This window comes from Bradyrhizobium sp. USDA 4516 (assembly GCF_054055915.1).
The window spans coordinates 4,223,418-4,248,831 of record NZ_JBSRXT010000001.1 but is presented as its reverse complement, the minus strand read 5'-3'; the positions used below and the strand labels follow the sequence as shown (position 1 = coordinate 4,248,831).

Annotated in this window: 21 protein-coding genes, 1 tRNA gene and 1 riboswitch; of the genes, 8 read left to right on the top strand and 14 right to left on the bottom strand. The window is 64.8% G+C overall.

The window, feature by feature from the left end; all coding sequences use genetic code 11:
• Window positions 1–219: 219 nt before the first annotated feature.
• Window positions 220–1,266 (bottom strand): AraC family transcriptional regulator, encoded by a 1,047-nt coding sequence (locus ACVI1L_RS19685; RefSeq protein WP_229191778.1) that lies wholly within the window; start codon window positions 1,264–1,266, stop codon window positions 220–222.
• A 316-nt stretch (window positions 1,267–1,582) separates the two neighbouring features.
• On the opposite strand from ACVI1L_RS19685, the gene ACVI1L_RS19680 reads away from it, so the two are divergent.
• Window positions 1,583–1,873 (top strand): hypothetical protein, encoded by a 291-nt coding sequence (locus ACVI1L_RS19680; RefSeq protein ID WP_057017917.1) that lies wholly within the window; start codon window positions 1,583–1,585, stop codon window positions 1,871–1,873.
• Window positions 1,874–1,890: 17 nt separating this feature from the next.
• On the opposite strand, the gene uca is transcribed toward ACVI1L_RS19680, so the two are convergent.
• The 7 genes from uca to ACVI1L_RS19645 all read right to left on the bottom strand — a co-directional run bounded on the left by uca (window position 1,891) and on the right by ACVI1L_RS19645 (window position 12,004).
• Entirely contained in the window at window positions 1,891–5,433 is a 3,543-nt protein-coding gene (gene uca, locus ACVI1L_RS19675; protein WP_456783589.1) for an urea carboxylase, read from the bottom strand.
• A gap of 3 nt (window positions 5,434–5,436) precedes the next feature.
• Window positions 5,437–6,075: an urea amidolyase associated protein UAAP2 gene (locus ACVI1L_RS19670; RefSeq protein WP_141339589.1), complete on the bottom strand. Its 639-nt coding sequence runs from the start codon at window positions 6,073–6,075 to the stop codon at window positions 5,437–5,439.
• Window positions 6,072–6,917 (bottom strand): urea amidolyase associated protein UAAP1, encoded by an 846-nt coding sequence (locus tag ACVI1L_RS19665; protein ID WP_456783588.1) that lies wholly within the window; start codon window positions 6,915–6,917, stop codon window positions 6,072–6,074. Before ACVI1L_RS19665 ends, ACVI1L_RS19670 begins: the two co-directional genes overlap by 4 nt.
• Window positions 6,914–7,747, bottom strand: coding sequence for an ABC transporter ATP-binding protein (locus ACVI1L_RS19660; protein WP_168858506.1), 834 nt, complete (start codon window positions 7,745–7,747; stop codon window positions 6,914–6,916). The genes ACVI1L_RS19665 and ACVI1L_RS19660 overlap by 4 nt, the downstream gene beginning before the upstream one ends.
• On the bottom strand, window positions 7,744–8,562 hold the full coding sequence (locus ACVI1L_RS19655; protein WP_076827666.1) for an ABC transporter permease: 819 nt from the start codon (window positions 8,560–8,562) through the stop codon (window positions 7,744–7,746). The genes ACVI1L_RS19660 and ACVI1L_RS19655 overlap by 4 nt, the downstream gene beginning before the upstream one ends.
• Window positions 8,563–8,608: 46 nt before the next feature.
• On the bottom strand, window positions 8,609–9,682 hold the full coding sequence (locus ACVI1L_RS19650) for a putative urea ABC transporter substrate-binding protein (RefSeq protein WP_057017922.1): 1,074 nt from the start codon (window positions 9,680–9,682) through the stop codon (window positions 8,609–8,611).
• 78 nt (window positions 9,683–9,760) lie between these two features.
• Window positions 9,761–9,871, bottom strand: a riboswitch (guanidine-I (ykkC/yxkD leader).
• A 333-nt stretch (window positions 9,872–10,204) separates the two neighbouring features.
• Window positions 10,205–12,004, bottom strand: coding sequence for a peptidoglycan-binding protein (locus ACVI1L_RS19645; RefSeq protein ID WP_456783587.1), 1,800 nt, complete (start codon window positions 12,002–12,004; stop codon window positions 10,205–10,207).
• Window positions 12,005–12,559: 555 nt separating this feature from the next.
• Between ACVI1L_RS19645 and ACVI1L_RS19640 the strand changes: the two genes are divergently transcribed.
• Complete coding sequence (locus tag ACVI1L_RS19640) at window positions 12,560–12,985, top strand: hypothetical protein (RefSeq protein WP_229193406.1); 426 nt, start codon at window positions 12,560–12,562, stop codon at window positions 12,983–12,985.
• 237 nt (window positions 12,986–13,222) lie between these two features.
• Here the strand turns inward: ACVI1L_RS19640 and ACVI1L_RS19635 are convergent, their stop codons facing one another.
• The gene (locus ACVI1L_RS19635; protein WP_076827668.1) at window positions 13,223–14,137 is read right to left on the bottom strand and encodes a LysR substrate-binding domain-containing protein; all 915 of its coding nucleotides are present in this window, start codon (window positions 14,135–14,137) and stop codon (window positions 13,223–13,225) included.
• Between the two features lie 116 nt (window positions 14,138–14,253).
• Here ACVI1L_RS19635 and ACVI1L_RS19630 point away from each other — a divergent pair, with 116 nt between their 5' ends.
• Window positions 14,254–14,823 carry a GNAT family N-acetyltransferase gene (locus ACVI1L_RS19630; RefSeq protein ID WP_456783586.1) on the top strand — a complete coding sequence of 190 codons (570 nt, stop codon included), beginning with the start codon at window positions 14,254–14,256 and terminating at the stop codon, window positions 14,821–14,823.
• Window positions 14,824–14,925: 102 nt separating this feature from the next.
• Here ACVI1L_RS19630 and ACVI1L_RS19625 read toward each other — a convergent pair whose 3' ends face one another.
• From ACVI1L_RS19625 to cpdR, 3 genes are all read right to left on the bottom strand, one after another.
• A complete protein-coding gene (locus ACVI1L_RS19625) occupies window positions 14,926–16,170 on the bottom strand; it encodes an IS4 family transposase (protein ID WP_229193590.1) in 1,245 nt (414 codons plus the stop codon).
• Window positions 16,171–16,820: 650 nt separating this feature from the next.
• Window positions 16,821–16,895: transfer RNA gene (locus ACVI1L_RS19620), tRNA-Val, on the bottom strand.
• A 78-nt stretch (window positions 16,896–16,973) separates the two neighbouring features.
• Window positions 16,974–17,333: a cell cycle two-component system response regulator CpdR gene (gene cpdR / locus ACVI1L_RS19615; RefSeq protein ID WP_016843340.1), complete on the bottom strand. Its 360-nt coding sequence runs from the start codon at window positions 17,331–17,333 to the stop codon at window positions 16,974–16,976.
• Window positions 17,334–17,638: 305 nt separating this feature from the next.
• Here cpdR and ACVI1L_RS19610 point away from each other — a divergent pair, with 305 nt between their 5' ends.
• The 3 genes from ACVI1L_RS19610 (at window position 17,639) to ACVI1L_RS19600 (ending at window position 20,927) form a co-directional block, all read left to right on the top strand.
• Window positions 17,639–18,526, top strand: a complete 888-nt coding sequence (locus ACVI1L_RS19610; protein ID WP_057016267.1) for an N-formylglutamate amidohydrolase — start codon at window positions 17,639–17,641, stop codon at window positions 18,524–18,526.
• A 570-nt stretch (window positions 18,527–19,096) separates the two neighbouring features.
• Window positions 19,097–19,876, top strand: a complete 780-nt coding sequence (gene hisN / locus ACVI1L_RS19605) for a histidinol-phosphatase (protein ID WP_076827670.1) — start codon at window positions 19,097–19,099, stop codon at window positions 19,874–19,876.
• An 82-nt stretch (window positions 19,877–19,958) separates the two neighbouring features.
• Complete coding sequence (locus ACVI1L_RS19600) at window positions 19,959–20,927, top strand: tripartite tricarboxylate transporter substrate binding protein (RefSeq protein WP_456783585.1); 969 nt, start codon at window positions 19,959–19,961, stop codon at window positions 20,925–20,927.
• 8 nt (window positions 20,928–20,935) lie between these two features.
• On the opposite strand, the gene ACVI1L_RS19595 is transcribed toward ACVI1L_RS19600, so the two are convergent.
• Window positions 20,936–21,829 carry a LysR family transcriptional regulator gene (locus ACVI1L_RS19595; RefSeq protein WP_076827672.1) on the bottom strand — a complete coding sequence of 298 codons (894 nt, stop codon included), beginning with the start codon at window positions 21,827–21,829 and terminating at the stop codon, window positions 20,936–20,938.
• A gap of 92 nt (window positions 21,830–21,921) precedes the next feature.
• On the opposite strand from ACVI1L_RS19595, the gene ACVI1L_RS19590 reads away from it, so the two are divergent.
• A complete protein-coding gene (locus ACVI1L_RS19590; RefSeq protein ID WP_456783584.1) occupies window positions 21,922–22,674 on the top strand; it encodes a sulfite exporter TauE/SafE family protein in 753 nt (250 codons plus the stop codon).
• A gap of 30 nt (window positions 22,675–22,704) precedes the next feature.
• Here ACVI1L_RS19590 and ACVI1L_RS19585 read toward each other — a convergent pair whose 3' ends face one another.
• On the bottom strand, window positions 22,705–23,340 hold the full coding sequence (locus ACVI1L_RS19585) for a LysE family translocator (RefSeq protein WP_229193137.1): 636 nt from the start codon (window positions 23,338–23,340) through the stop codon (window positions 22,705–22,707).
• A 238-nt stretch (window positions 23,341–23,578) separates the two neighbouring features.
• On the opposite strand from ACVI1L_RS19585, the gene ACVI1L_RS19580 reads away from it, so the two are divergent.
• Entirely contained in the window at window positions 23,579–25,378 is a 1,800-nt protein-coding gene (locus ACVI1L_RS19580; RefSeq protein ID WP_057016253.1) for an adenylate/guanylate cyclase domain-containing protein, read from the top strand.
• The last annotated feature ends 36 nt before the right edge of the window (window positions 25,379–25,414 follow it).

Here is a 25,414-nt window from a genome sequence, read left to right as displayed (position 1 = left end):
ACCCAGACCAGCGCGACCAAGAGACTGTGGAAACAAATTATCGAAGCCAGGAATAGCCAGTCGTCCCCGGTCATGGGGCCGAAAACCACGGCCGAAGCGCGGCGACAGCGACACGCGAGCTGGGACAAGAGGTTCGACTGCATCGGACTGCCCTAGCGGAGTACACTCCGCCAGGTCTTGCTCGTCTGTGCCAGCTAGTTGAGAGCTGGTGTCAGCCCATCACCGATCGCCATTCGAGCTGCGATAGGCCCTCGGCGTGAGGCCGGTCCAGCGGACGAACGCATGCGTGAAGGAAGAGACCTCGCTGTAGCCCAATAGCCATGCGATCTTGGAAATCGGCAGCTCCTCATCTTCGAGGTAATGGCGGGCAAGGGCAATTCGAAACGCCTTGAGAACGTCTGAGAAGTCCACCCCCTCCGACGACAATGCGCGAGCGAGAGTTCTCCGGCTCATGCCAAGACGACGCGCGACCGCCTCGGCATTGGCTTTGCCGTGCGGAAGCAACTGGGCGATGTGTCCTTCGACGCGTGACTGCACGCTGCTTCGTCTCGGTGCCCGGTTAAGAAGCGCTTCGTCGGCATATTGAAGCAACATCCTGTTGAGATGCAAATCGGCCCCCACGACAGGCAATGCGCCGATCCGGGACGGAAACAAGAGCTCGTCGCTGTCCGCTGCAAATTCGATCTCGCATCCAAGAAGAGATCGCACATCCGACGGCGTTTCTCGTCTGGAGTGCTTCAACTTGATTTGCTTCGGGACCAGCCTGCCGTCAGTCAGTGCGCGGCAAATACGGATCAGCGCAACCAGCCAGAATTCCGCATGGTGACGATCCGACGACCGATCGATGTTGACATATTCGAACCCGATGGCGAAGCCGCGATCCAGAGAGCTTCGCAACCGCACACCCTCGTTGTTGATCGCGCAGTAGCGTCCGCCGATTTGCAAGGCGTCAACGAGATGCTCCGATGAAGCCATGACGTAGTACAGAAGCCCGATCTCGCCCAGCTCGAAGCCTTGAGCCAGATGGAGTCCGAAGCAGTCGTCCTGCAATTCCCTTGCGGCGAGTTCGAGCAGCCTGACCTGCGCTCGTGCATCGATGCGGCGCTTGTGGTCCTCGACGTCGTCGATTTCCAGGCCTGCAGCTGACACGATCGGGACCGGATCAACCTGCGCATCGCGCAGCCGGGCACATGCGAGACGCGCGATTCCCCCGGCAGAGCTCGGTATCGACGGCAAGGCGCTAGCAACGCGTGTGGCGGCTTTCATTCGGCACCGAACTGTGTTCGTGGCTCAACGTCGGGAGCTTCCGGGATCGTATTTTGACCTATGTCAAACGAGCTCATGGGTACGAGGCATCCGGTCTGACACCATCTCGCAATTTAACGACCCAGGATCACAAGACGCAACGGGAGCAAATCGTCTAGCCGATTGCTCCGCGGCCACTCCATTTCTGCCTTGAAACGACGGCAGTCAGCTTCCAATGGGCCCGCGCAGGGGCGAACGCGTCATGGGCTTGGTCAAGCATGCAAATTCGCTGGGACAGGCGATTGGTGCCCAAGCGAACAGCCATATGAGCTAGGTCGTGGTTGGACAAACACCTGCCCAGCATAGCGGCATTCATCGTTCAATTCATTACACGATCATTGAAGGCGAGACCGCCGGCACCTGGCGTTACTCGTTCTCCATCGGCGATCGCAACTTCTCGGGAACGGTTCAGGCGGTCCTGGGATTGCTGGCGGCACGCCGCGTGAGGATGAAGATCGATCGGATGTTAAGGCAAAACGCGTCAATTGATCATCAAGGCCGGCAGCGGGTGGAGAAAGAAGTCGAGACGCCCACTCCGCTCGTCCCGCCGGCCGATCCCAAGGACTAAGCGCGGCTGTAGCCGCGCTAGCCCGGCCGGAGCAACGCCACCACATCGCCCGCGCGCAGCGTCTGGCCGGGCTTCACCGGCACCGAGGCGATGCGGCCCGCCGCGGGTGCGTGCACGGAGATCTCCATCTTCATGGACTCGATGATGGCCAGCACGTCGCCGGCCGCGACCTTGGCGCCTTCCTCGACCAGCACCTTCCAGATGTTGCCGGGCACTTCGGAGAACGCGCCGATCTGACCGTCGGGAATCCCCGTCGCGGCGGCTGCCGCATCGATCGTTTCAGCCGGCGCCTCGTCGAGCTTCATCTCGCGCCAGCGCTGGCGCTCGGCGTCGAACGCGGCCTGCTGCGTTGCCTTGAACGCGGCGATTGACGGCTTGGCGTCGGCCAGTGTCCCGGCATAGTCGGCGTAGGAGAACTCGCCCTCTTCGATCCTGATGTCATACTGCCCGTGCGGGAACGCGGCGCGGGCGTCGAGGAGTTCATCGGCGTCGACCGGGAAGAAGCGGATCTTGTCGAAGAACCGCAGCAGCCAGGGATGGCCCGGCTCGAACACCCGCGTGGTGCGCCAGGTGTTCCAGACCTGGATGGTACGGCCGAACAGCTGGTAGCCGCCCGGCCCTTCCATGCCGTAGATGCACATATAGGCGCCGCCGATGCCGACCGCGTTCTCCGGCGTCCAAGTCCGCGCCGGGTTGTACTTCGTCGTCACCAGCCGATGCCGCGGGTCGAGCGGCGTCGCCACCGGCGCGCCGAGATAGACGTCGCCGAGGCCGAGCACGAAATAATCCGCGTCGAACACGATGCGGCGGACATCGTCCTCGCTCGCAAGTCCGTTGATGCGCCGGATGAACTCGACATTCGACGGACACCATGGCGCATCGGCGCGCACCAACTCCTGATATTTGCGCATCGCAAGCTCGGCCTCCGGATCGCGCCACGACAGCGGCAGATGCACGGTGCGGCTCGGCACCCGCATCGCGTCGACCGGCGGCAATTCGCGCTCGATCCGCCTGAGCACGTCGAGCAGCTTCGTTCGCGACAACGCGGTGCCGTCATAATGGATCTGCAGCGAGCGGATGCCGGGCGTCAGATCGATCAGGCCACTGAGCTTCGCCTCTTCCAGCGCCTGCGCCAGCACATGCACGCGCAGCCGCAGCGCGATGTCGAGCTCCATCGGACCATACTCGACCAGCAGATTGTCGTCGCCGGCGCGGCGATAGACCACCGGAATCGGGCCGGCGTCATTCCGACCGACGATCGCCGATCCGAGCTCAGGCGCGCGCAGCACCGTGGGGCCGGCCACCGGATCGTCGCGTTTGACCGGCACGAAGCGGACGGTGTCGCCCGGCCTGAGCTGGCCGACCTTCCATAGCTCGTCGCGGGCGACCACGGCCGGACAGACGAAGCCGCCGAGGCTCGGTCCGTCGGGCCCGAGAATGATCGGCATGTCGCCGGTGAAGTCGATCGAGCCGACCGCATAGGCGTTGTCATGGATGTTCGACGGATGCAGCCCGGCCTCGCCGCCGTCGGCGCGCGCCCAGCGCGGCTTCGGCCCGATCAGCCGCACGCCGGTGCGGGCGCTGTTGAAATGCACCTCGTAGCTCGCCGCGAACAGCGTCTCGATATCCTCGTCGAGGAAGAAATCCGGCGCGCCGTGCGGGCCGTAGACGACGCCGATCTGCCACGCCGATGTGAGTTGCGGCCGCTCGTGTTCCGTGGCGCGCCGCGGCGCCGCAAGGCCCGATGGCTCGGCACCGATATGCAAGACGTCGCCGGCCTTCAGCGATCCCGTCGCATGGCCGCCGAAGGCGCCGAGCGCAAACACAGCACGCGATCCGAGAATTTCGGGCACGTCGATGCCGCCGCGCACGGCGAGGTAGGTGCGCTGCCCAGGGCCCTTGATGCTGCCGATCGCGAGCGTCTGGCCGGCGCGTACCGCGAGCGGCTCGTCATACGCGACATCGGCGCCGTCGAGCGATGCCTTCATCAGCGCGCCCGACAGCGCGACGATCGCGTCGGTGTTGAAGCGCAAGGTCGGCCCGTTGACCGTCAGCTCCAGCGCGGTCGTTGCTTCCGGATTGCCGACCACGCGATTGGCGAGGCGAAACGACCGTTCGTCCATCGGGCCGCTCGGCGGCACGCCGACATGCCAGAGATGCAGCCGGCCGGGCAATTCCTGCACCCCGCTCTGCGCGCCCGGCGCGACAACGTCGATGGTGCCGGGGCGATAGCCGAATTCGCCAAGCACGCTCGTCGCCACCTGCCCGCTGCGGAACACGTCGGACGCCGCAATCGCGCGCAAATAGTCGAGATTGGTCTCGATGCCGGCGACGACCGTATCGTCCAGCGCTTTCGAAAGCCGGGCGATCGCGGCCTCGCGCGTCTCGGCTGAAACGATGATCTTGGCCAGCATCGGATCGTAGAACGGCGACACCTCGGTGCCGGTCTCGATCCAGCCGTCGATCCGCGCCTCCGGCGAAAAGCTGACCTGCGTCAGCCGGCCCGCGCTCGGGCGGAAGCCGGCGCCCGGATTCTCGGCATAGAGCCGCACCTCGATCGCAGCGCCCTTTGGCGTGAGCGCGCCCGCCTGGCCGAGCACGTCCTCGCCGGCCGCCTGCCGGATCATCCATTCGACGAGGTCGACGCCAGTGACCTGCTCGGTGACGGGATGCTCGACTTGGAGACGGGTGTTCACCTCGAGGAAGTAGAAATCCTCGCGCTCGACGTCGTAGATGAACTCCACCGTGCCGGCAGATTCATAAGACACGGCCTTGCCGAGCGACACCGCGGCCGCATGCAGCCGCCGGCGGATGTCGGCGGACAGCCCCGGCGCGGGCGTCTCCTCAAAGACCTTCTGGTTGCGCCGCTGCAGCGAGCAATCGCGTTCGCCGAGGGCCACCACGCCGCCCTTGCCGTTGCCGAAGATCTGCACCTCGATATGGCGGGCACTGGCGACGAACCGCTCGAGATAGACCCGGGCATCGCCGAAGCTGGCCCGCGCCGTGCGCTGCACCGATTCGAAGCGCTCGCGCAGTGTCGCCATGTCGTGGCACAGCTGCATCCCGATGCCGCCGCCGCCCGCCGTGCTCTTCAGCATCACCGGGAAGCCGATCGTTTCGGCCTGCTGCACCGCCTCGTCGATGGTCTCCAGCAGGCCCGAGCCCGGCAGCAGCGGCACGCCGCTGCGCTCGGCGATCTCCCGCGCCTTGTGCTTGAGACCGAAGGCGTCGAGATGCTCAGGCCGCGGCCCGATGAATTTGATGCCGTGCCCGGCGAGCCGCTCGGCAAAGCGGCGGTTCTCCGACAGGAAGCCGTAGCCGGGATGCACCGCCTGCGCGCCGGTGGCAAGGCACGCCGCCATGATCGCATCGACATTGAGGTAGCTCTCCGCGGCGGGCGCAGGACCGATCCGCACCGCCTCGTCGGCGTCGAGCACCGGCCGGGTGAAACGGTCGGCGTCGGAATAGACCGCGACCGAAGAGATGCCCATGCGGCGCAATGTTCTGCCGATCCGCCCGGCGATCTCGCCGCGGTTGGCAATCAGGACCTTGCTGAACATGCCTCACGCCTCCGGCTCGAAGATCGTCACCTGAACCGGCGTCGGAAAGAATCCGTTGCAGGGGTTGTTGATCTGCGGACAGTTCGAGATCAGGCACAGCACGTCCATCTCGGCGACCAGCTCGATGGCGTCGCCCGGCTTGGAGACGCCATCGACCACGGTGAAATTGCCGGCGGGATCGATCGGCACGTTCATGAAGAAGTTGAGATTCGGCACGATGTCGCGCTTCGACATGCCGTATTTCGCGGCCTCGATCACGAAATTCTCGCGGCAGGCGTGCTGGTAGCGGGTCTGGTGCCCGAACCGCACGGTGTTGCTTTCGCACGAGCAGGCGCCCGCCGAGGTGTCGTGCAGGCCGCAGCTGTCGGCCGTCACACGCAGCATCACGCGGCCTTCGTTGGACATGATCGTGGTGCCCAGCCCGACATAGGCCGAGCCCTGCGCGCGCAGCGTATCCTGGCCGCTGTAGCGCTCGCCGAAATCACTGGCGCAATAGAACAGCGTGTCGACCGCCTGTTGGCCATGGCTATCGGTGATCCGCAGCGTCTGCCCCTTGCGGATGATCGCCGACCACGGCTTGCGCGCGGGAATTTCGACATCGAGAACGATGCGGCCGGCGGTGCGAACAGGTTGCATGGTCATCGCACGGCTCCTTCCAGGGCTTCGCCGAGATACAGCGCATTGTTCTCGTAGGCGCGGGCCGCTTCCGCGGTCGCAGTCCGGCACAGATCGTCGGCCGCCGGCGCGGCCGCGCGGTAGCGCACGATCTCCACGCTCGCCTGCGGATAGATTTTGGCGGGATCGAGCGGATGCGGGCAGTTCGACAGCGCGATCAGAAGCTCCATCTCCGCGCGCAGATCGACGAAATCGCCCTGCTGCCGCCGCTGCTCCGACCAGACAAACTTGCCGTCGGCGTCGATCGCGACCGGTGCGAAGAAGCTGACGCAGGGATGCACGTCGCGGCGATCAAGGCCAAGCTTGGCTGCGGCGAGAATGAAATTGTCGCGCGTGTTGCGGAAATTCCCGTCGCCGTATTTGGCCACGTTGGTCGCCGCGGTCGAGCCGCCGACCACGGCATCATGTGCGGCGCTGCTGTCCTCGGTGATCCCGAGCAGCGCGCGCCCCATGTCGGACAGCAGCACCCGCCCCTTCTGCAACCGCGCCGCCCACTGCACCTTGATGGTGTCGGCGTGGTTGAGCCGTTCGGTGGTGTCGGTGCTGTTCCAGGCGAGCAGGCTGACGGTTGACGTCCCCGACGTGTTGACGATGCGCAGCGTGTCGCCGCGATTCAGCCGCGTGGTCCAGTACCAGCCGGATGGGATCGTCTCGCGGTGAATGACAGTGTCGGCATCGATCGACGCGGCGTCGCGCGCAGTCGGCGCCGGCAGTGCCCGCGGCGCGTGCTCCTGCCCCGCCGCCTTCAGCTCGTTATACCGCCGGGTATGCGCCGCGATCTCGGCCTTTTGTTCCTCTGACAGGATCATGGTTGCTCCTTCAAGACGAGAGCGCCGGGCCGTCCCGGCTGATGCTCCTTGCCTGACCGGGTCGTCCCGGTCGGAGCTGGTTGAACTGACGACCGCAGCTCCGCACTGCGGCGCGGAAATATCTCGAGGTCGCGCGACACGGTGGCGCCGTAGCGCTCGCGCTCCTCGGGGCGGTTGCGCTGCCGCTCCAGCGCGATCACCCGCGTCGCGAGTCCGAAGGCTTCACTGAGATCATGCGTCACCATCACGACCGTCAGATGGGTCTCGTTCCAGAGCCGCTTCATCAGAAGGTGAATGTCGGCGCGGATTCCGGGATCGAGCGCACCGAACGGCTCGTCGAGCAGCAGGATCTTCGGCCCGCGCATGATCGCCTGCGCCAGCGCGAGCCGCTGCTGCATGCCGCCCGACAAAGCGGACGGATATTTGCTCTCCTGGCCGGCGAGCCCGACCTCGGCGAGCAGCTTCATCGCTTCGTCGGCGGCGGCGCGGCGCGCGGCGCCGAACAGCCGGCCGGTGAATTTGGCGTCGCGCAGTTCGCGCCCGAGCATGACATTCTGCAAAACCGTCAGATGCGGAAACACCGAGTAGCGCTGGAACACCACGCCGCGGTCGGCGTCCGGCTCGCCGGGCAACGGCTTGCCGTCGACCAGGATCTGGCCGCGGGTCGGCTGCTCCTCGCCGAGCAACATGCGGAGCAGCGTGGTCTTGCCGCAGCCGGACGGGCCGACCAGCGCAATGAAGGCGCGCGGCTCGACCTCCATCGTGATGCGCTCGAGCACGATGTGGTCGCCATATTCCTTCCAGACGTCGTCGAAGCGGATCGCGCTCATTCCGCCCTCACCGAGGCAAACCAGGGAAACAGTTTTCGCTGCGTGACGCGCAGGCCGACATCGATCAGGAACGCCAGCAGCGTGATCCAGGCGACGTAGGGAATGATGACGTCCATCGCGAGATAGCGGCGCACCAGGAAGATCCGGTAGCCGAGCCCGGAATCGGAGGCGATCGCCTCCGCCGCGATCAGGAACAGCCACGCCGGCCCGAGCTGCAGGCGCAGCACGTCGATCAGCCGCGGCAGGGTTTGCGGCATCGCGACGCGCAGCGCGATCTGCCAAGTCGAGGCGCCGAGCGTCTGTGCCTTGACGATCTGCTCGCGCGGCAGCTCCTGCACCTTCATGGCGAGATCGCGGATCATGCAAGGCAGCGTCCCGATCACGATCAGCGCAATCTTGGAATTCTCCCCGAGCCCCATCACGATGAACAGGATCGGCAACAGCGCCAGCGGCGGCACCATCGAGGTGACAGACACGAACGGCCCGAGCAGGGCGTTGGCGCCCGGCAACAGCCCGATCACGATCCCGAGCACCAGCGCAGCCGCCGTCGAGATCGCCAGCGCCGAGCCCAGTCGCCCCAGGCTGGCGACGGTGTCGGAGGCCATCAGATAGCCGCCGGTGCGCGGGTCGACCTCGAACGCCATCTGCTTAACGGCCTGCACCATGCTCGGCAGCGCCGGCAGCAGCTTGTCGTTCGGGTTCTGCGCGAGCCGCGCGCTGGAGCCGGCGAAGTAGGCGATTGCGACCAATACGAACGGCAGCGCGAGCAGATAGAATCGCGTCTGCCGTCCCGGCCGTATGTTCACAAGTCGCATGGGCAGCTCCTGCTTGGGGCGACGCGCTGCGCGTCAGAGCTTGGCGTCAGAGCTTGCCCTTGGCGGCCTCGTCCATGTAGGTCGGGTCGAAGCGCAGCTTGACGTTCGACTTGTCGCCCAGCACCGATTTGTCGGCGAGCTCGATGCCGACGGCGTCGGCCGACTTCGCGCCCTTGCCGAGCAGGTCCTTCTCGAACAGGAACTTGCGCACGCGATCCATGGTCGCGCCGACGGTCTGGCTGCGCGTGAAGGCTTCGGCGTCGGTTGCCTTGTCGAACAGTTTTGTGGTCGAGAGCTGGCTGTCGAAGCCGGCGAGGTCGGTGCCGGAGGCCTTGGCCATCGCTTCCTTAGCGGCCTTCGCCGCGGCATCGTTCGCCGTCATTTTCGACAGCGTCTCGTACCAGATGCCGACCAGCGCCTTGGCGAAGTCCGGGTTGTCCTTGGCGACCGCGGTGTTCACCACCATCAGGTCCATGATCTCGCCGGGGATCTGCGAGGAATCGAACACCTTCTTCGCGTCGGGCGAACCGAGGATTTCGGTTACGATGGGATTCCAGGTCACCACCGCGCTGACGTCAGGCGTCTTGTAGGCGGCGGCGATATCGGCGTCGGAGGTGTTGATGACCTTGACGTCCTTCTCGCTCAGCTTGCTGGTCTCGAGCGCGCGCGCCAGCAGATAATGCGACACCGAGAACTCGACCAGATTGACGGTCTGACCCTTGATCGCGGCGAGATCAGACTTGTTCTTCAGGATCACCGCGTCGTTGCCGTTGGAGAAATCGCCCATCACGACCGCGGTGGTGTCGACGCCGCCGGCTGCCGGAATCGACAGTGCGTCCATGTTGGTGATGGTGACGGCGTCATAGCCGCCGGCGGTGTACTGGTTGATCGATTCGACGTAGTCGTTGAACTGCTTGACCTCGATCGCGATGCCGTATTTGTCGGCCCATTTCTTGACGATGCCGGTGTCGGCCGCATAGCCCCACGGCATCCATCCGACATAGATCGACCAGGCGACCTTGAAGCTTTTCTTCGGCGCGGCGTCGGCCGCAGGCGCAGCCGCCAGCACGACCGCGCAGCCGATGACAACAGAGCGAAGGAAGAAAACGAATTTGTTCATTGCCGATCCCTCTTGCGAAATTTCACAAAAAGGGACTGGCGAAAAGACCATCGCTCCGCCAATCCCTTGGCTGACGAGGTCTCCCGGGCTTTTATCCCGCCGTGCACCTGCGGGGATGTCTCCCCCGCAAGCGGCTGCTCTCGGACCAGCACCTTGCTTCGCAAGATCGGAACCCTAGCGGCCAACTCGACGCCATTGATGCACGAGGCGTGCCAGCGGGCCGGCAATTGAATCTCATGAGATTTTTCCGCGCGCGCGGCGCGGCCACGACAGTGTCTTGCTTAAAGATTGCGCAGATCTGCTCAGAATTGGCTCTGTCCTTTCGCCACCGGCATCAGCAGGATCGCACGATGGCTGATGTCGAGGGAGTTCGATGCGCAAGCTTCTGAGCGTTCTGTGCGCCGGCTTCTGGCGCGGATTGCACGGCCGGTTCGGCCTGGTGCCGAATTCCGAACTAAAAGACTGATCGCAAGATCGCAAAAAAAGAGCCCCGCTCTGCAGCGGGGCTCCTGCACAGAGATCCTATTTCCGATCGGAGTTTTGCGCCGGCGTCTGCGGGCTCTGGCCTGAGCCTGACGACGGCGGGTTGTTGTTCTGGTTGGGCTGGCTGGACTGCGTGTCCCGGCCGGCATTTGACTGATTGCCGCTGCCCTGACCGACGGTCGACTGGTTCTGCGGTGCAGCCTGGCCCGTCGTATTCTGCTGCGGGGCCTGCTGCTGAGCGGACGGCTGATTTCCGCTCTGGCCGGTTGTCGACTGGTTCTGCGGCGAGTTCGCCTGACCCGTGGTCTGCCCGGTCGTGTTCTGCTGGGAAGGCTGCTGAGTGCCGGTCTGGCCGGTCGACTGGTTCTGCGGCGCGTTGGTCTGACCGGTCGTCTGTCCAGTCGTGTTCTGCTGGGTGCGGCTCTGGCCGACCGTCGACGATGCGCCCGCGCCCTGACCGATCCGATCCGACAGGCCGAGTGCGGTCACCGTGCGCGTGTCGACGCTGCCGCTGGTCGTGATGCCCTCCTGACGCTGGAAGGTGATCAGCGCCTCGCGGGTCCGCGATCCCAATACGCCGTCGGCCTCGCCGACCAGCAGGCCGCGGTCGATCAGCACCTGCTGCACCTCGCGGATCTGCTGCGGGTTCAGGTCCATCATCGCAACGCTACCGCCACCACCGCCGCCGCGATGGCTGAAGCGCGTCCGCGGTCCGACCGGGACCACGTCGACGACGCGGCGCTCGCGATCGAGGAACACGACTTCATCCTCGACGACGAAGAAGCTGTCGTCGCGATAATACGGGAACGCATCGATCAGCGCCGGGAAGGCGGCAACCGACACCGCGTTGAACCTCCGCGGCACCACCACGCCCGGATTGACCGCGAAGTTGATCGTACTGACATTGACACGCGGTGCGTTACGCGCCGACAGCACCGAGCGCTGGATCGTGCTCTGCTGCTGCGCGGTCACGGTGCGCCCGGCCTCGGTCTGGACCGTGGCGTTCGACTGCGCCTGGGTCTGAGCGGTTGTCCCGGCTTGTCCCTGAGCCTGACCGGTGGTCTGTCCGGAGTTCATCCGGTTTTGCGTCGTGCCGGACTGCGGAGCGGCCGCGCCCGTGGTCTGGCCGGCTCGCGTATTCGGGGCCGCCGTTGTGCCCTGGCCGGTGGTCGTGTTGGCGCCTTTTGCCTGGTCCGTGGTCGTGCTCTGGCCGGTCGTCGTGCCCGCCTTGCCTTGAGTCTTGCCTTGAGCCTTGTCCTGAGCCGTCCCCTGACCGGTCGTGGTGCCCTGGCTGCGGTTCGCAGTATTGGCGCGATTCTCCTGCTGCTGCTGGCTTTGCCGCGTCGTGGCGTTGCCGCGTTCGCGGGATTCAGATCGCCCCATCTGCTCGCGCTGGTTTCGGCTCTGGCCGACGGTCTGCTCTTGCTTGCTCTGGTCCTGCTTGCTCTGGCTGCGCTGACCCTGCTCGGCGCGGCCGCTCTCGCGGGCCTGGCCGGTGGTCTGGCTGCGCTCGGCGGCACCGCGGCCCATCTGTCCTTCAGCCCTGCCGGTTTCTCGTGCGCCGCCCTGGCCGCGACCGACCGTCATGCCTTCGCTTCGCGATGCCCCGGGACTGCCATGCATTGCGCCGCCGGAACTGCCGGCCGACGAGCCTGCGGAGCGGCCGGGTTCACCACCGCCGCCACCGCCCGCACCGACGCTTCCGCCGCCGCCCGGGCCGCCACCACCCATGCCGCCCCCGCCACCCTCGCGCATGCCCTGCGCCGATGCGAGGCTGACGCCTGCCAACAGCACGGCCGTCGTCAGCAGAAATTTGCTCTTCATCATCTTGCTCTGCATTACCGATTCCTCCTGCAGTTTGGCGGCTATCCGGATCGCGAAGCTGGCGCCGATGGCTGGCACGCTCCGCGCCGGGGCCGCGTTCCAACAAAGCCGGCGAGCGACGCGACGCAACGGTACGCGCGTCTCGCCGGTGAACTCTGAGAAAACAGCGGCGCCGCCCGCACCGTTCCTAGACACCGCCGCGACGCGACATTTCGCGCCAAGGGAACACCACACGTTCATCTTGAGTTCATCTTGAGTTCATCTTGAGCCAGCGGCCTGATGTCTGGTCACGCTTCAGGAACCGATGGCCACGCTTTCCCGTTTTCAATCGAAGTGTGCGTTCGTCGTCATGACGATGCTCAGCGAGCTCACGCGGATCATCGTCCGCTGCGACTGGCGGTGGATCGAAACAGGCTCCGTTCGGCTTTGAACATTGGATTCGCCGTCAACGGCAGCACCACTGCGCCCACCTCGCCGCCGGGCCCGGATCCCTTGCAGGCGCGCGGCCATACGCAACCAATGCCACTCTCCTCCGTTGACCGGCTGGGCATCATCATCGAGGAGGATCACATGCGGAAAACAGGGCTTGTTCTTGCAACCGTCGGTACGCTTGGGGTGAGCGCCATCGCGGCCCCGGCGCCCGCCGAAGCACGGTGGGGACACGGAGGGTGGGGGTGGGGTCCGGCGGTCGCGGGCGGATTGATTGCCGGCGCAGTCGTCGGCGGCCTCGCCTCGTCAGCCTACGGCTATCCCGGCTATTCCTATGGTTACGGCTACCCCGGCTACGGCTACGGTTATGGCTATTCGCCCGCCTATTACGGCAGCTATGCCTATGACGACGGCTATTACGCTGCGCCGTATCGTTGGGGCGGCGGCTACACGACGACATATTATAGCGGATACCGGCCGGCCTATTACGGCTACCGCTATCGTCACGTGGTGCGGCCGGCATACGCCTATTATCGCGGCGGCTATCCGCGCTGGCGTCATTGGTGAGATCGGCCAGAGCAACCCGGCGCGGCCAGCCGAGCTGACTGGCGCCGGCAAGAGGCCGACAAGGGTCGACCGGGTTGAGCGGCAGCGTTACCCGGCGACCCGCAGCGCGGTCACGGCGACGCAGGCGTTGCCTAACGGAATCAGCACCACCTGCGCGCCGTTCGGCAGCGCCATCGTCGCGAGATCACCGAGCGTGCCGGTCTGTCCGTTGAGCTTGGCGAGTTCGGCGGCCGGTGCTCAAGCCTGCACGCGCGCGGACTTCCTGTACTGCGCGGTTTCGGCGCGCAGCAGATCGCAGAATTGAAGTGCGAGACGGCTTCGCGGCCGCTGCGAAGGAAGCAGCAACATGGTGGCGATCTCCAGCCGTGGCACGAACGGCTTGAGTACAATTTTGGAGCTTGCAAAATCCCGGGCCACGATCGGGTCGACGATGGAGAAACCCAGTCCCTGCGCAACCAGGGCACAACGCTGCATGCTGTACTGGATCTCCGCGACCGTCTTGATCTCGACCTTGGCCTCATCGAGGACGCGCTCAAAGCGGGATCGATGCGGTGCGCTCGGGGAAGCTGCGATCATGGGCTCTCCCCGCAGATCTTGCGCTGCGATCGATCGCTTCGAGCGTAACCGGTGCTGGCGGGGCAGGACGCAGACCGCCTCCGTTGTCATGAGGAGCTCGTCGTCGACCGCGGCAAACCCCGCCTGCGGCCGCGCCAGCCCGACGTCGCATTGTCCCGAGGCCACCAGGCTCCAGACGCGCTCGGGGCTGTGGACGGCCACCGATACGACGATGTCGGGATTCTTCCTCAGGAAGCTGCTGACGATCTGCGGCATCAAGGAATAGGTGAACGCCGGAAGACATGCGATCCTGAGCGTCCCGCTGCCGCGCTCGCGAATGCCGCGCGCGGCGCGCGCCAGATACTCGAGGCCGGCCTGGTTTCTCTCGACCTCGCGCAGGAATATCTCGCCTTCCGGAGTCAGCGTGACGCCGCCTCGCCCGCGTTCGAACAACGCAAAGCCGATCTCGCGCTCGAGACGTGCGATCGCGCGGCTGATGAAAGGCTGTCCCACCCGAAGGCTCAAGGCGGCCTTGGTGATTCCGTTGTGGCGCACGACCTCTCGAAACAGGTCAACATGTCTTGGATTCAAGGGCATGACTAATTTGCATATGAACTGGCTTTCCGGTCATTTGACGGCATGCGCATCGGGTGCGTCAATACGGCATGTACCCGTCGAGCAACCATGCAAGCTTCGCCACCGACCGCATCCTGTTGACCAGGATCACCGGCCCGGAGTCTTCGCGCGCACAGCAGCTTCGCGAGGCAGCGATGCTGCGGCGGCTCGATCGCGGCACATCGGATCGGCCGAATGCCGCACGCCCGGCGGCGGCACGGGACCAGGTCGACACCGCGGCCGCGTTCGCAATCGAGGCCGCGGGATCGGGAGACCTGCTCGGCGTGTCCGGGTTCGGCACGATCGACCGGCACGAGAAGCGGGCTACGTTCGCTCCAATCTGGAGCATCGGACGACTGGACGAGGCCGTGCTCGTCAGTCACGTTGCGCATCTGATGACGCGGTATGCGTTCGAAGTGCTCATGGTCGAGCGGGCCGAGGTGCATCTGGACTGGCGCCTGAGGCACATGCTTGATCTCTACGCCGACCTCGGTTTCCGCCGCGAAGGCAGGCTTCGCGCATATTTCGCTGCCGATGAAAAGCCGTCAGCCGATGCTGCGGTCCTCAGCGTGGTTCGCTCCGAATGGCCCTCCGTTGTGCGTCGGCAGCGCGGGGTTCTCGCCGGCGAAACGTGGCGCTACCGGCTTCCGTCCGACCGCCCTCCATAGCGGCGGCCAAGCTCGGACAAAACGATGTCACGAGAATGCGGGCGTATGACTCAACGGTCGAGCCACCCACTCAGTGTCGTCCCCGCGAAAGCACTAGTGCATCTACACGTTTGTCGGGCCATTTGCGAGGATTTGGAAGCGGGCCATTCCGGTGTGGAAGGTGATTGGTCCAGGTGGACGGTGGGAGGCGTAGCCGGTCCATCCGCCGAGTTTTGCGATGATCCATGCCGCCCAAGCAAGAGTGTTGGGGCGATGGTGGTTTTTCTGAAGCTCGGTGCGACCTTTCATGGTTTTGTTGATGGCCCTGAGCGTCTCGATCTCTTCTGCGGTGAAGACAAATTCAGCCGGCAATTCTTCGCCACTGTTGCGGGCCTGAACGAGTTGAATGACGATACATGCCGCTCTGGTGGCGACCGCCACGAGCTTGATCAGGCCTTCGGCGCTCTCGATCTGACTATCCTCGATGCGCAAACCCTGGCTCTTCAGCGAGCGAAAGAGTTGCTCAATGATCCAGCGCTGGCGGTACCAGGAGACGATCTGCCAGGCGTCTTTAACGGTGGCGACCGGATGAGTGGTCAGGAGCAGCCAGCGAATGGGCTCCGCACCTCTCGGCGGATGCAACTCGACCACTTCTACGAAGCTGAGTTTGATGCCCTCCGCCAAGTCGGTGACGCCGGGCCTCTGCGGCCGCTTGAGCACGACGGTTCCGAAGCGCATCGAGAGATGGGCCTGCCGGCCGCGCCGATCCATTCGCTGCGGCAGATCGATCACCGCGTTGTCGCAGAAGCGGCTCCGCTCGACCGCCTGATAAAGTGTGTCGCCATCGACCAGCGCATGGTCGTGCATGGCACGCGACAGAAGATGGACATTCTCGGCTGGCGTCAGCGCCCAGTGAGCAAAGAAATCCCCCTCGCGGTCGTTGACGACGGTGATCATGCGGGCATCTGCCAGGACGTCGCGGCCTTGCTCGGCGGCCGTCACCCAGCGCGCCGACTCCTTGTCGGCCAAGGCGCGCCGCTCATGCGGGATTTTTACCTTGCCTTTGCGCGTCCAAACGTTGCCGCCAGTAAGGCCAAGACAGACCCCGCTGTCGGCATCCACCGCCATCATCGCATGCAACAGCACGCCGCGAGCATTGCCCTTGCCGACTTTGCCCAGCCCGCGCCGCCGTCCCGCCTGGGTCTGGAACTTGACCTCGCTCGTATCCTGGATCGCCAGCACATGACGCCCGCTGACCGCAGTCCGCGTCTGCGCGCTCCAGCCCTCAATCAATTTATCGATCGTGACTTGGGGGTTGTTCACAAACCGCCAGAACGCCATATTGGCAGCCCAATCGCCCCGGGCCATCTGGCGCAAGCAGACGCTGCGCGTGCAAAGCATAGCCCGGAGAAGCGTCGCCCCCTTTTGTCGAGACGAACGTCCCCGAACTCACCCAAAGACAAATCCGGCTGCATCGCTGGCGCTCCTTCGAATCAAAGCGCCAGTGAGAGAATCATACAACATGCTGCAGAGACGCCACTTCTTGCTGCACCGAGTCAATCTGTCGCGCCCCAAAACCGTGTAGACACGCTAGCGCGAAAGCAGGGACCCATGACCACGAATGGTCATTGTTGCCCGATGGCTGAACGACGAATCCCTTCAACAGCATCCGCCGCGGAGTATGGGTCCCTGTTTCGCAGGGACGACGTGTGGAGGGAGCCGCAGTCCCTCGGTTCAAACACTGCTGTCTCTGGAATACTGGGTCACCCGCATGCGACGGGTGATGACACCAACAAGACAGGAAACCAACCACGTCATTGCGAGCGAAGCGAAGCTATCCTCCCACCCGCATATGCCGAGCGATGGATTGCTCGTCGCTTCGCTTTTCGCAATGACTGGTCGAGAGATTTATGGAGGTATCAAGAAACGGCTTGCCGAGCCGCAGCTCGCGGCCAAGGGCCCGCCTCCGCCCATTGGGCTTCGGCGCGGCATCCTTCTCTCGCTGCGCGAGCGAAGGATGGTGGGTGCGACAGGGATCGAACCTGTGACCCCTACCATGTCAAGGTAGTGCTCTCCCGCTGAGCTACGCACCCAAAGCGTATTTGGATCGGGTCCCTATAACGGACGGCGGCGGGGCAGGCAAGGATACAAAGTGAAGGTTTTTTGGCGAATCAGGCCGCCAGCAACTTGTTCACTTCGCTGACCAATTCCCTGAGGTGCACGGGCTTGGCCAGCACTTTGGCGTTTTTCGGCGCCTCCGAATCGGAATTGAGGGCCACCGCGGCAAAGCCGGTGATGAACATGATCTTGATATCGGGATCGAGTTCCGAGGCACGGCGCGCCAGCTCGATACCGTCCATCTCGGGCATCACAATGTCGGTGAGCAGCATTTCGAACGGCTCCTCGCGCAGCCGCTGGTAGGCCGACATGCCGTTGTCGTGCGGCGAGACCTTGAAACCCGCGTTTTCGAGCGCCTTGACCAGGAAGCGGCGCATATCGGTGTCGTCTTCGGCGAGAAGTATTTTCGGCATGGCAGGAATCGTCGAATCCGGCTTGAGGAGCAGTCCGAACAGTAAGCCCGACAGACGGTAAATTTCGGGTGAAATTTGCGTCAAGCCAGCGGCAAATGCGCGCCACCCATTTGTGGACCGAACCGGACATCGAATCAACCGGGTGCCGCATTTGCTGCTTTTAAGACGCGTTCCAGCTGAAACCACGCTCTTTTCACTTGGCAGAATGATCGCGATTACCGACAATGCGTCCCCATAAATCTCCGCTTTTCCGGCAGACTCAGTTGCTGCGGGGCGAGGCGGACGCAAGGGACGGCGCCAAGGGAATGACCGAATTTGCTGGCGAGTTGTCGCCCCCGTTCGAGATCGTTGAGCCGCAGGCCTGGCGCGCGCCGATCATCTTCAATTCCCCGCATTCGGGCTCGGTCTATCCGGCCGAATTCCTCGACGCGTCGCGAATCGATGTGGTGTCGCTGCGGCGCTCCGAAGACTCTTTCATGGACGAGCTGATCGCTGGCCTCAGCGATCGCGGCTTTCCGATCGTGCGGGTCAACTTCCCGCGCTCCTATGTCGACGTGAACCGCGAGCCCTACGAGCTCGACCCGCGCATGTTCACCGGGCGGCTGCCGAGCTTTGCCAATACGCGTTCGATGCGGGTGGCCGGCGGGCTCGGTACCATCCCGCGCGTGGTCGGCGACGGCCAGGAGATTTATCGCGAGCGGCTCGACGTCGACGAGGCGCTGCGCCGGATCGAGGTGCTCTACAAGCCCTATCACCGCGCGCTGCGCCGGCTGATCAACAAGGCGCACCAGGCGTTCGGCGCCGTGATCGTGGTCGACTGCCATTCGATGCCGTCGGTCGGCGTGTCGCGCGACGAGCCGCGCCGGCCCGACGTCGTGATCGGCGACCGCTACGGCACGAGCTGTGCGGCGCTATTGCCCGACCTCGTCGAGGAGATCATGAGCTCGCTCGGCTATTCGATCGGCCGCAACAAGCCCTATGCCGGCGGCTTCATCACCGAGCATTACGGCAATCCGGCGAGCGGCCTGCACACCGTGCAGATCGAGCTCAACCGCGCGGTCTATATGGATGAGCGCCGCCGCGAGCGCGGCCCTCGCTTCGCGCAGGTGGCCGCCGACTTTGCGACCCTGGCGGATGCGCTCGCGAAAATCCCGTTCGGCGATCTCGGCCCGTTCCAGGCGGCAGCGGAGTAATCAATCCTTCGTCGGGCACTCCGATCCCGACGAAGTCATGAACCAGGAATTCAAGTTGGCGGCGCGATAAGCGCCGAACTGAATTCTCAGTTCACTTGCGGAAACGACGGCCCAAGAAAAAAGGGCCGCTTGAATGAACAAGCGGCCCAAGTCTAGGGAGGAAACGCCCAAGGAGGGCAGCGATAGCGCGAGGCGCTACCGCACCGCAACAATATGCGACCGCGCTGCACAAAACGCAAGAACTTTCGAAACATTTCTTGGGTAATATTGGAAAGTCTGGCGAAACTGCAACAGGCCGGCAGGAGCGGCTTTCCGTATGTAGGATCAATATCTTACAAGGAAAGCCCCCGGGCGGGCAGCGCTCTGCGCATAGCTTGTATACCAGAATTCGCAACTTCGTGATCGAGACCGGGACCCGGGGCGCTTTCGAATCCGAAGCCAAATCGAAAGTCCGGAACCGCGTCATCGGGCTGGATAACACTCCGTTAATCGTGCGCGCCGCGCCGGATTGAGCTAGGCAAGACCGCATCCGATTTCTACCGCGTCGTTTGCGCAGTTCAGGGACATGCCGTGACGGTCATCGACTTTACCGCCTTCATCGGCCGCCTTGCGACCGCATCCGGCGAAACCATCCTGCCCTTCTTCCGCACCTCGCTCTCGGTCGACAACAAGAGCTCGAACGATTTCGATCCGGTCACCGAGGCCGACCGGGCGGCGGAAGCCGTGATGCGGCGGCTGATCAAGTCGAACTTCCCCCAACACGGCATCGTCGGCGAGGAGTTCGGCAATGAGCGCGAGGACGCCGACTATGTCTGGGTGCTCGATCCGATCGACGGCACGAAATCCTTCATCGCCGGCTTTCCGATCTGGGGCACGCTGATCGCGCTGCTGCACAAAGGTACGCCGGTATTCGGCATGATGCACCAGCCCTATATCGGCGAGCGCTTCTCCGGCGACAACGGCTCGGCGCATTACTCCGGCCCGTCGGGCGAACGGCGGCTCTCGGTACGGCGCTGCGCCTCGCTGAAGGAGGCGACCGTCTTCACCACGAGCCCGCTGCTGATGAATCCGGATGACCGCGCCCGCTTCGGCCGCATCGAGAATGCAGCGCGCCTGTCGCGCTATGGCGGCGACTGCTACTCCTATTGCATGCTCGCCGCCGGTCATCTCGACCTCGTGGTCGAGACCGAGCTGAAGCCTTACGACATTGCCGGCCTGATCCCGATCATCACCGGCGCCGGCGGCGTCGTCACCACCTGGGACGGCAAGCCGGCGCAAAGCGGCGGCCGAATCATCGCGGCCGGCGACCCGCGCGTGCACGAAGCGGCGATGAAGCTTTTGAACGCCTGAGTTCCCTGCCTGATTCTTGAGTTGCCGGGCGCCTGATCTGCGCCCATCCTGACCGCAACCAGAAAAGCCAGGGATGGGCGACATGACGATGCGCGGCAGGCTGCTGGCAGCCCTTCTCCTGCTTCTCGCGCCCGTCACGGCTTTCGCCCAGGATTTCCCGACCAAGCCGCTCCGGCTGATCGTGCCGTTCCCGCCCGGCGGGCCGAACGACATCATCGCGCGGGTGATCGGGCAGAAGATCTCGGAGCTCGCAAGGCAGCCCGTGATCGTCGACAACCGCGCCGGCCAGGGCGGCGTGCTCGGCACCGACGCGGTCGCGAAGGCGGCGCCCGACGGCTACACGGTGGCGATCGCGAGCGCCGGCGCGCTGGCGATCAGCCCCAGCATGGAGAGGGTTGCCTACGACACGCTGAAGGATCTCGCGCCGGTGACGCTGGTCGCGACCGTGCCGGAGATGCTGGTGGTCGCCGCCAACGTGCCGGCGAGGAACATGAACGAACTGGTCGGGCTCGCCAGGGCGCAGCCGGGTAAGCTCAACTTCGCCTCCTCCGGCCCCGGCAGCCTGCCGCATCTCGCCTGCGAATTGTTCAAGCTGACGGCCAAGATCGACATCGTGCACGTGCCCTATCGCGGCGCCGCGCCGGCGGTGAACGACCTGTTGGGTCAGCAGGTGCAGATGACCTTCCTCGACCTGCCGGTGATCCTGCCGCAGATCAAGGCGGGCGCGCTGCGGCCAATCGCGCTCGGTGGGCGCGAACGCGCGCCGACCGCACCCGACGTGCCGACCACCGCCGAGGCCGGCATGCCCGAACTGGTCATCGAGAACTGGTACGGCATGGTCGCGCCCGCACGCACGCCGCCCGCGATCGTCGCAAGGCTGAACCAGCTCGCCACCGCGGCGATGGCCGATCCGATGGTCAAGCAGAAGCTCGCCGAGCAAGGCCTGACGCTGGCCGGCGACACGCCGGAGCATTTCCGCGACTTCATCGCCGCCGACATCAGGAAATGGGCGAAGGTGATCGAGGACGCCGGCGTGGTGACGACGAAATGAGCCAGCCGTCAGCGCTGCGCTTCGGCGCGCAGATAGTCCACAAGTTGCTTGGCCGCCCGCGGCAGCGCCTTGAAGCTGCGCGCGCAGATCGTCAGCCGGCGGTTGGCCCAGGCGTCGCGGATCCTTATCGTCGTGATCGGCATCGACGCCGCGCAGCGCCGCGCCGCGGTCTCCGGGATCACGGCGATGCCGACATCGGCGGCGACCATCTGGCAGATCGCGTCGAAGCCGCGCAGGCGGGCGCGGAAGCGCAGCCGCGCCCCGAGCTTTGCGGCATGCCGCGAGATATGAACCTGCAGTGCGGATGTTGCCGTGAGGCCGACGAAATCGCGGCCGACCACTTCCTGGAAGTCGATCTGGCGGCGGCCGCCGAGATCGCCGCGCCGCGACGCCACCAGCATCAAGCGGTCCTCGCTGAACAGGAAGCGCTCGACGCTGTCGGGCAGCGCGTGCTCCGCGGCGAAGCCGAGATCGGCGGCGCCGCTGGCGATCGCGGTCGCGATATCGGTGCTCTCGCGCTCCTCGACATCGACGCTGATATCGGGATGCTCGTGCAGGAAGGCCGCGAGCGCGCGCGGCAGATGCTCCGACAGGCCCGAGGTGTTGGCGAGCAGCAGCACGTTGGCGCGCACGCCGCTGGCATAGGCGGCGAGATCGCTTTGCAGCGCCTCGACATTGTGGATCACGATGCGGGCGTGGCCGAGCAAGCTCTCGCCCGCCGCAGTAAGTTCGACGCCGCGGCGGCCGCGCTTGAGCAGCGCGACGCCGAGCGCTTCCTCGAGGCCCTTGATCCGCTCGCTGGCCGAAGCCAGCGCAAGGTTCGCGCGCGCCGCGCCCTGGGTGATGCTGCGCGCATCGGAAACCGCGATGAACAATTGCAAATCGGTCAGGTCGAACCGCATGACGTTTCCCACCCCATACCTTCGGGTCGTCCGAAGGCTAACTCCGTAACCTCCAGATTGTGCCGTTCGCATCGATCGGTCAATGTGCCGCCATGGTCGACCATCTCCTGATCTTCATCGCTTTCGCCTTCCTGCTCGCCGGCTTCGTCAAGGGGACGCTCGGCCTCGGCCTGCCGACGGTCGCGATGGGGCTGCTCGCAACCACGATGGCGCCGGGCCAGGCGATTGCTATCGTGATCGTGCCGGCGATCGTCACCAATATCTGGCAGACCTTCGTCGGCCCCTATCTGCGCGACATCATCAAGCGGCTGTGGCCGTTGATGCTCGGCACCGTGGCGGGCATCTGGATCAATGCCGGGCTGCTGACCGGGCCTTACGCGGCCTACGGCACCGTCGTGCTGGGCGTGCTGCTGGTGATCTACGCGATCGTCGGCCTGAGCAGGTTCAGCTTCAAGATCGCGCAGCGCGACGAGAAATGGATCGGCGGCATCGTCGGCGTCATCACCGGGCTGATCTCGGCGGCGACCGGCGTTCAGGTCATCCCCTCGATGCCGTTCATGCAGGCGATCGGCATGGAGAAGGACGAACTGGTGCAGGCGCTCGGCGTGTTCTTCACCACTGCGACCGTGGCGCTCGCGTTCAACCTCACGGCATCGGGCCTGCTGACGGCAGCCACCGCACTGCCTGGCGCGGTCGCGATGACGGCGTCGTTCACCGGCATGTTCATCGGCCAGGCGGTTCGCACACGGATGCACCCCGAGGTGTTCCGCCGCTGGTTCCTGATCTCGATGATCCTGCTCGGCATCTATCTCGCCGGCAGCGCACTGCTCAAGATCCACGGCTAGAGCGGCAAAGCCAGAGCGCCAAGGCGCGAGCTAGCGCGCCTCCAGCGTCGCGACGCGGACGCCGAGATAGATGAAGAGCGCGCCGAGCGAGCGGTTGATCCAGGCGATCACGCCGGCCGATTGCCTGATGTGGCCGGCAGCCCGCGCCGCGAAGGCCGCAAGACCAAGGCACCACAGCGTGCCGCCGGTGATGAAGATCAGCCCGAGCACCAGGAAGGCGAGCGTCTTGTGCGGCGAATCGGCCGCCACGAATTGCGGCAGGAAAGCCAGGAAGAACAGCGCCACCTTGGGGTTGAGGATATTGGTCAGCGCCCCCTGCCAGAACACACGCGAGATCGAGGTCTCGCCGCCCTGCCCCGTGATGTCAGCGACTGGCCTGGCGCGCGCCAGCAGCATCTGCAGACCGGTCAGCACCAGATAGGCCGCGCCGACCAGCTTGACGGCCAGGAACGCGGTCGACGAGGCCATCAGCAGCGCCGACAGCCCGATCGCCGCACCCAGCACATGAACCAGGCAGCCGCAGCTGATTCCGATCGCCGCAGCGGCTCCGCCGCGCCATCCGAGCTGAATCGTGCGCCCGATGATATAGGCGGTATCCGGCCCCGGTGTGACGTTGAGCAGCAGGCCGGACAGGACAAACAGCCAAAGTTCGTGAATTCCCAGCATGGCAGTGAGATTAACCTATGCAAGTAACCGCCCGGAAAGGATGATCAGCCAGCCGGCGCCATCCCAGCGACACACGAATTCAGTAGAGAAACCACTGTACGATCCGTTGGTCGCATGCCAATTCCTGCTACTATGCATTATAGGTGCCTGCAAACCGGGCTTCCGCCGGACCCGGCCTGTCTTGTAAGTATCGGATTCGGTCACCTCGGCTAAGTGGCCATTCCAGGGCACAGGAGACATGGAAAGACGGCTCGCTGCCATTCTTTGCGCTGACATCGCCGGCTATTCCCGCATGATGGGTGCCGACGAGGCGGGGACGCATGCCTCGTTCAAGGCGCACCGCAGCGCGATTTACCCGATCATCCTCAATCATGGCGGCCGAATCGTCAAAAACACCGGCGATGGCTTCCTCTTGGAATTTCCGAGCATCATCGGCGCGATCGAGGCCGCCGTCGCGATGCAGACCCTGATGGCCGAGCGCAACGAACATTTGCCGGCCGACCGCGCCATGCACTTCCGGATGGGCGTCCACATGGGCGACGTGATGGCCGACGAGGACGAGGTGTTCGGCGACGACGTCAACATCGCAGTCCGTCTCGAGACGGTCGCAACGCCCGGCGGCATCGCGGTGTCGGACAAGGCCCGCACCGAAGCGGGACGGCGGCTTGCCGTCACCCTCGTCGACGCCGGCCCGCACCGCTTCAAGAACATCGCCGAGCCGGTCAATGTCTGGACTTGGGCGCCGGCCGGATCCGATGCCCAGGAGCAGGTTCCGGACGACGGCCCGCATCTGCCGGGGCAATACCGGACCGCAATCGTCGGCGTGCTGCCGTTCGACAATCTGAGCGGCGGCGCCGACGAATATTTCTCGGACGGCCTGACCGAGGACCTGATCCACGCGCTGTCGCTGCAATCCTTCTACCGCGTGCTGAGCCGCAACTCGACCTTCGCCTACAAGGGCAAGAACGTCTCGACGCGGCTGATCGCGCGCGAGATCGACGCGACCTATCTGATCCAGGGTTCGGTACGGCGCGCCGGCAACAAGATCCGCGTCTCCGCCGAGCTGATCGCGCCCGAGAAGGGCGAGCAGCTGTGGACCGGCCGCTACGACCGCGACATGGGCGACCTGTTCGCGATGCAGGACGAGATCACCGCGAATCTCTCCGCCGCCGTCGCGCAGGAGATCTATCGCGCCGAAGCATCGGCACCGGCGCGCTCGCCGAACGCCGAACTGACGGCGTGGGATCGCTTCCTGAAGGGGCTGTCGCACTACTACCAGCAGACCAAGGACGATTGCGAAACCGCGATCGCGCTGTTCAAGGAAGCGATCGAGCTCGACCCCGCGCTGTCGATCGCGCGCGCCTATCTGGCGCTGATTCAGATCCAGAGCATCCAGTTCGGCTGGATTCCGAGCACGCGCGAATTGTGGGCCTCGTCGGTCAGCCTGGCCGAGAGCAGCGTGCGGCTCGACCCGCGCTCCTCGTTCGCGTTTTCGCTGCTGGCCTATCTGCACGCGATGCAGGGCCATTACGAAGCCGCGATGGACGCCATCAAGCGGGCGATCGAGCTCAACCCCTACGACATGGGCGCGCGCGGCGTGCTGGGAATCTGCCACATGGTGATCGGCGACCATCGCAAGGCGGTCGATCTGTTCTCGACGGCGGTCCAGCGCGGCAACAGCGACCCGCGCTACCAATGGGCGGCGCTGAACGCGTTCAGCCATTATCTGCTCGGGCAATATGACGCGTCGCTGTCGTGGTCGCGCGAGGGGCTGTATCTGAACCCGAACCATCTGCAGTGCCTTGCGGTGCGCACCGCAGCGCTCGCCCAGCTCGGCCGCGCCGACGAGGCCGCGCAGGCGGCCGAGGCCCTGCTCGCCAACCATCCCGAGCTGACGGTCGAGCGTCACTTGCGCAATTTCCACTGGAAGAACCCGGCCGATATCGCGCATTATCGCGACGGCCTCTTGAAAGCCGGGCTGCCGTTCGGCAAACTCGCTCTGGTTGCATCCACCTCGAAATTCGCCGTCGACTCCTGAGCGAATTCATCCACCGGTAATGGATGCTTTTTAAGC

Bases quoted from the DNA above. Each gene is read 5' to 3' on its own strand.
- ACVI1L_RS19685 (WP_229191778.1), bottom strand. From the start codon at position 1,266: ATGAAAGCCGCCACACGCGTTGCTAGCGCCTTGCCGTCGATACCGAGC.
- uca (WP_456783589.1), bottom strand. From the start codon at position 5,433: ATGTTCAGCAAGGTCCTGATTGCCAACCGCGGCGAGATCGCCGGGCGG.
- ACVI1L_RS19670 (WP_141339589.1), bottom strand. From the start codon at position 6,075: ATGACCATGCAACCTGTTCGCACCGCCGGCCGCATCGTTCTCGATGTC.
- ACVI1L_RS19665 (WP_456783588.1), bottom strand. From the start codon at position 6,917: ATGATCCTGTCAGAGGAACAAAAGGCCGAGATCGCGGCGCATACCCGG.
- ACVI1L_RS19660 (WP_168858506.1), bottom strand. From the start codon at position 7,747: ATGAGCGCGATCCGCTTCGACGACGTCTGGAAGGAATATGGCGACCAC.
- ACVI1L_RS19655 (WP_076827666.1), bottom strand. From the start codon at position 8,562: ATGCGACTTGTGAACATACGGCCGGGACGGCAGACGCGATTCTATCTG.
- ACVI1L_RS19650 (WP_057017922.1), bottom strand. From the start codon at position 9,682: ATGAACAAATTCGTTTTCTTCCTTCGCTCTGTTGTCATCGGCTGCGCG.
- ACVI1L_RS19645 (WP_456783587.1), bottom strand. From the start codon at position 12,004: ATGCAGAGCAAGATGATGAAGAGCAAATTTCTGCTGACGACGGCCGTG.
- ACVI1L_RS19640 (WP_229193406.1), top strand. From the start codon at position 12,560: ATGCGGAAAACAGGGCTTGTTCTTGCAACCGTCGGTACGCTTGGGGTG.
- ACVI1L_RS19635 (WP_076827668.1), bottom strand. From the start codon at position 14,137: ATGCCCTTGAATCCAAGACATGTTGACCTGTTTCGAGAGGTCGTGCGC.
- ACVI1L_RS19625 (WP_229193590.1), bottom strand. From the start codon at position 16,170: ATGGCCCGGGGCGATTGGGCTGCCAATATGGCGTTCTGGCGGTTTGTG.
- cpdR (WP_016843340.1), bottom strand. From the start codon at position 17,333: ATGCCGAAAATACTTCTCGCCGAAGACGACACCGATATGCGCCGCTTC.
- ACVI1L_RS19610 (WP_057016267.1), top strand. From the start codon at position 17,639: ATGACCGAATTTGCTGGCGAGTTGTCGCCCCCGTTCGAGATCGTTGAG.
- ACVI1L_RS19600 (WP_456783585.1), top strand. From the start codon at position 19,959: ATGACGATGCGCGGCAGGCTGCTGGCAGCCCTTCTCCTGCTTCTCGCG.
- ACVI1L_RS19595 (WP_076827672.1), bottom strand. From the start codon at position 21,829: ATGCGGTTCGACCTGACCGATTTGCAATTGTTCATCGCGGTTTCCGAT.
- ACVI1L_RS19590 (WP_456783584.1), top strand. From the start codon at position 21,922: ATGGTCGACCATCTCCTGATCTTCATCGCTTTCGCCTTCCTGCTCGCC.
- ACVI1L_RS19585 (WP_229193137.1), bottom strand. From the start codon at position 23,340: ATGCTGGGAATTCACGAACTTTGGCTGTTTGTCCTGTCCGGCCTGCTG.
- ACVI1L_RS19580 (WP_057016253.1), top strand. From the start codon at position 23,579: ATGGAAAGACGGCTCGCTGCCATTCTTTGCGCTGACATCGCCGGCTAT.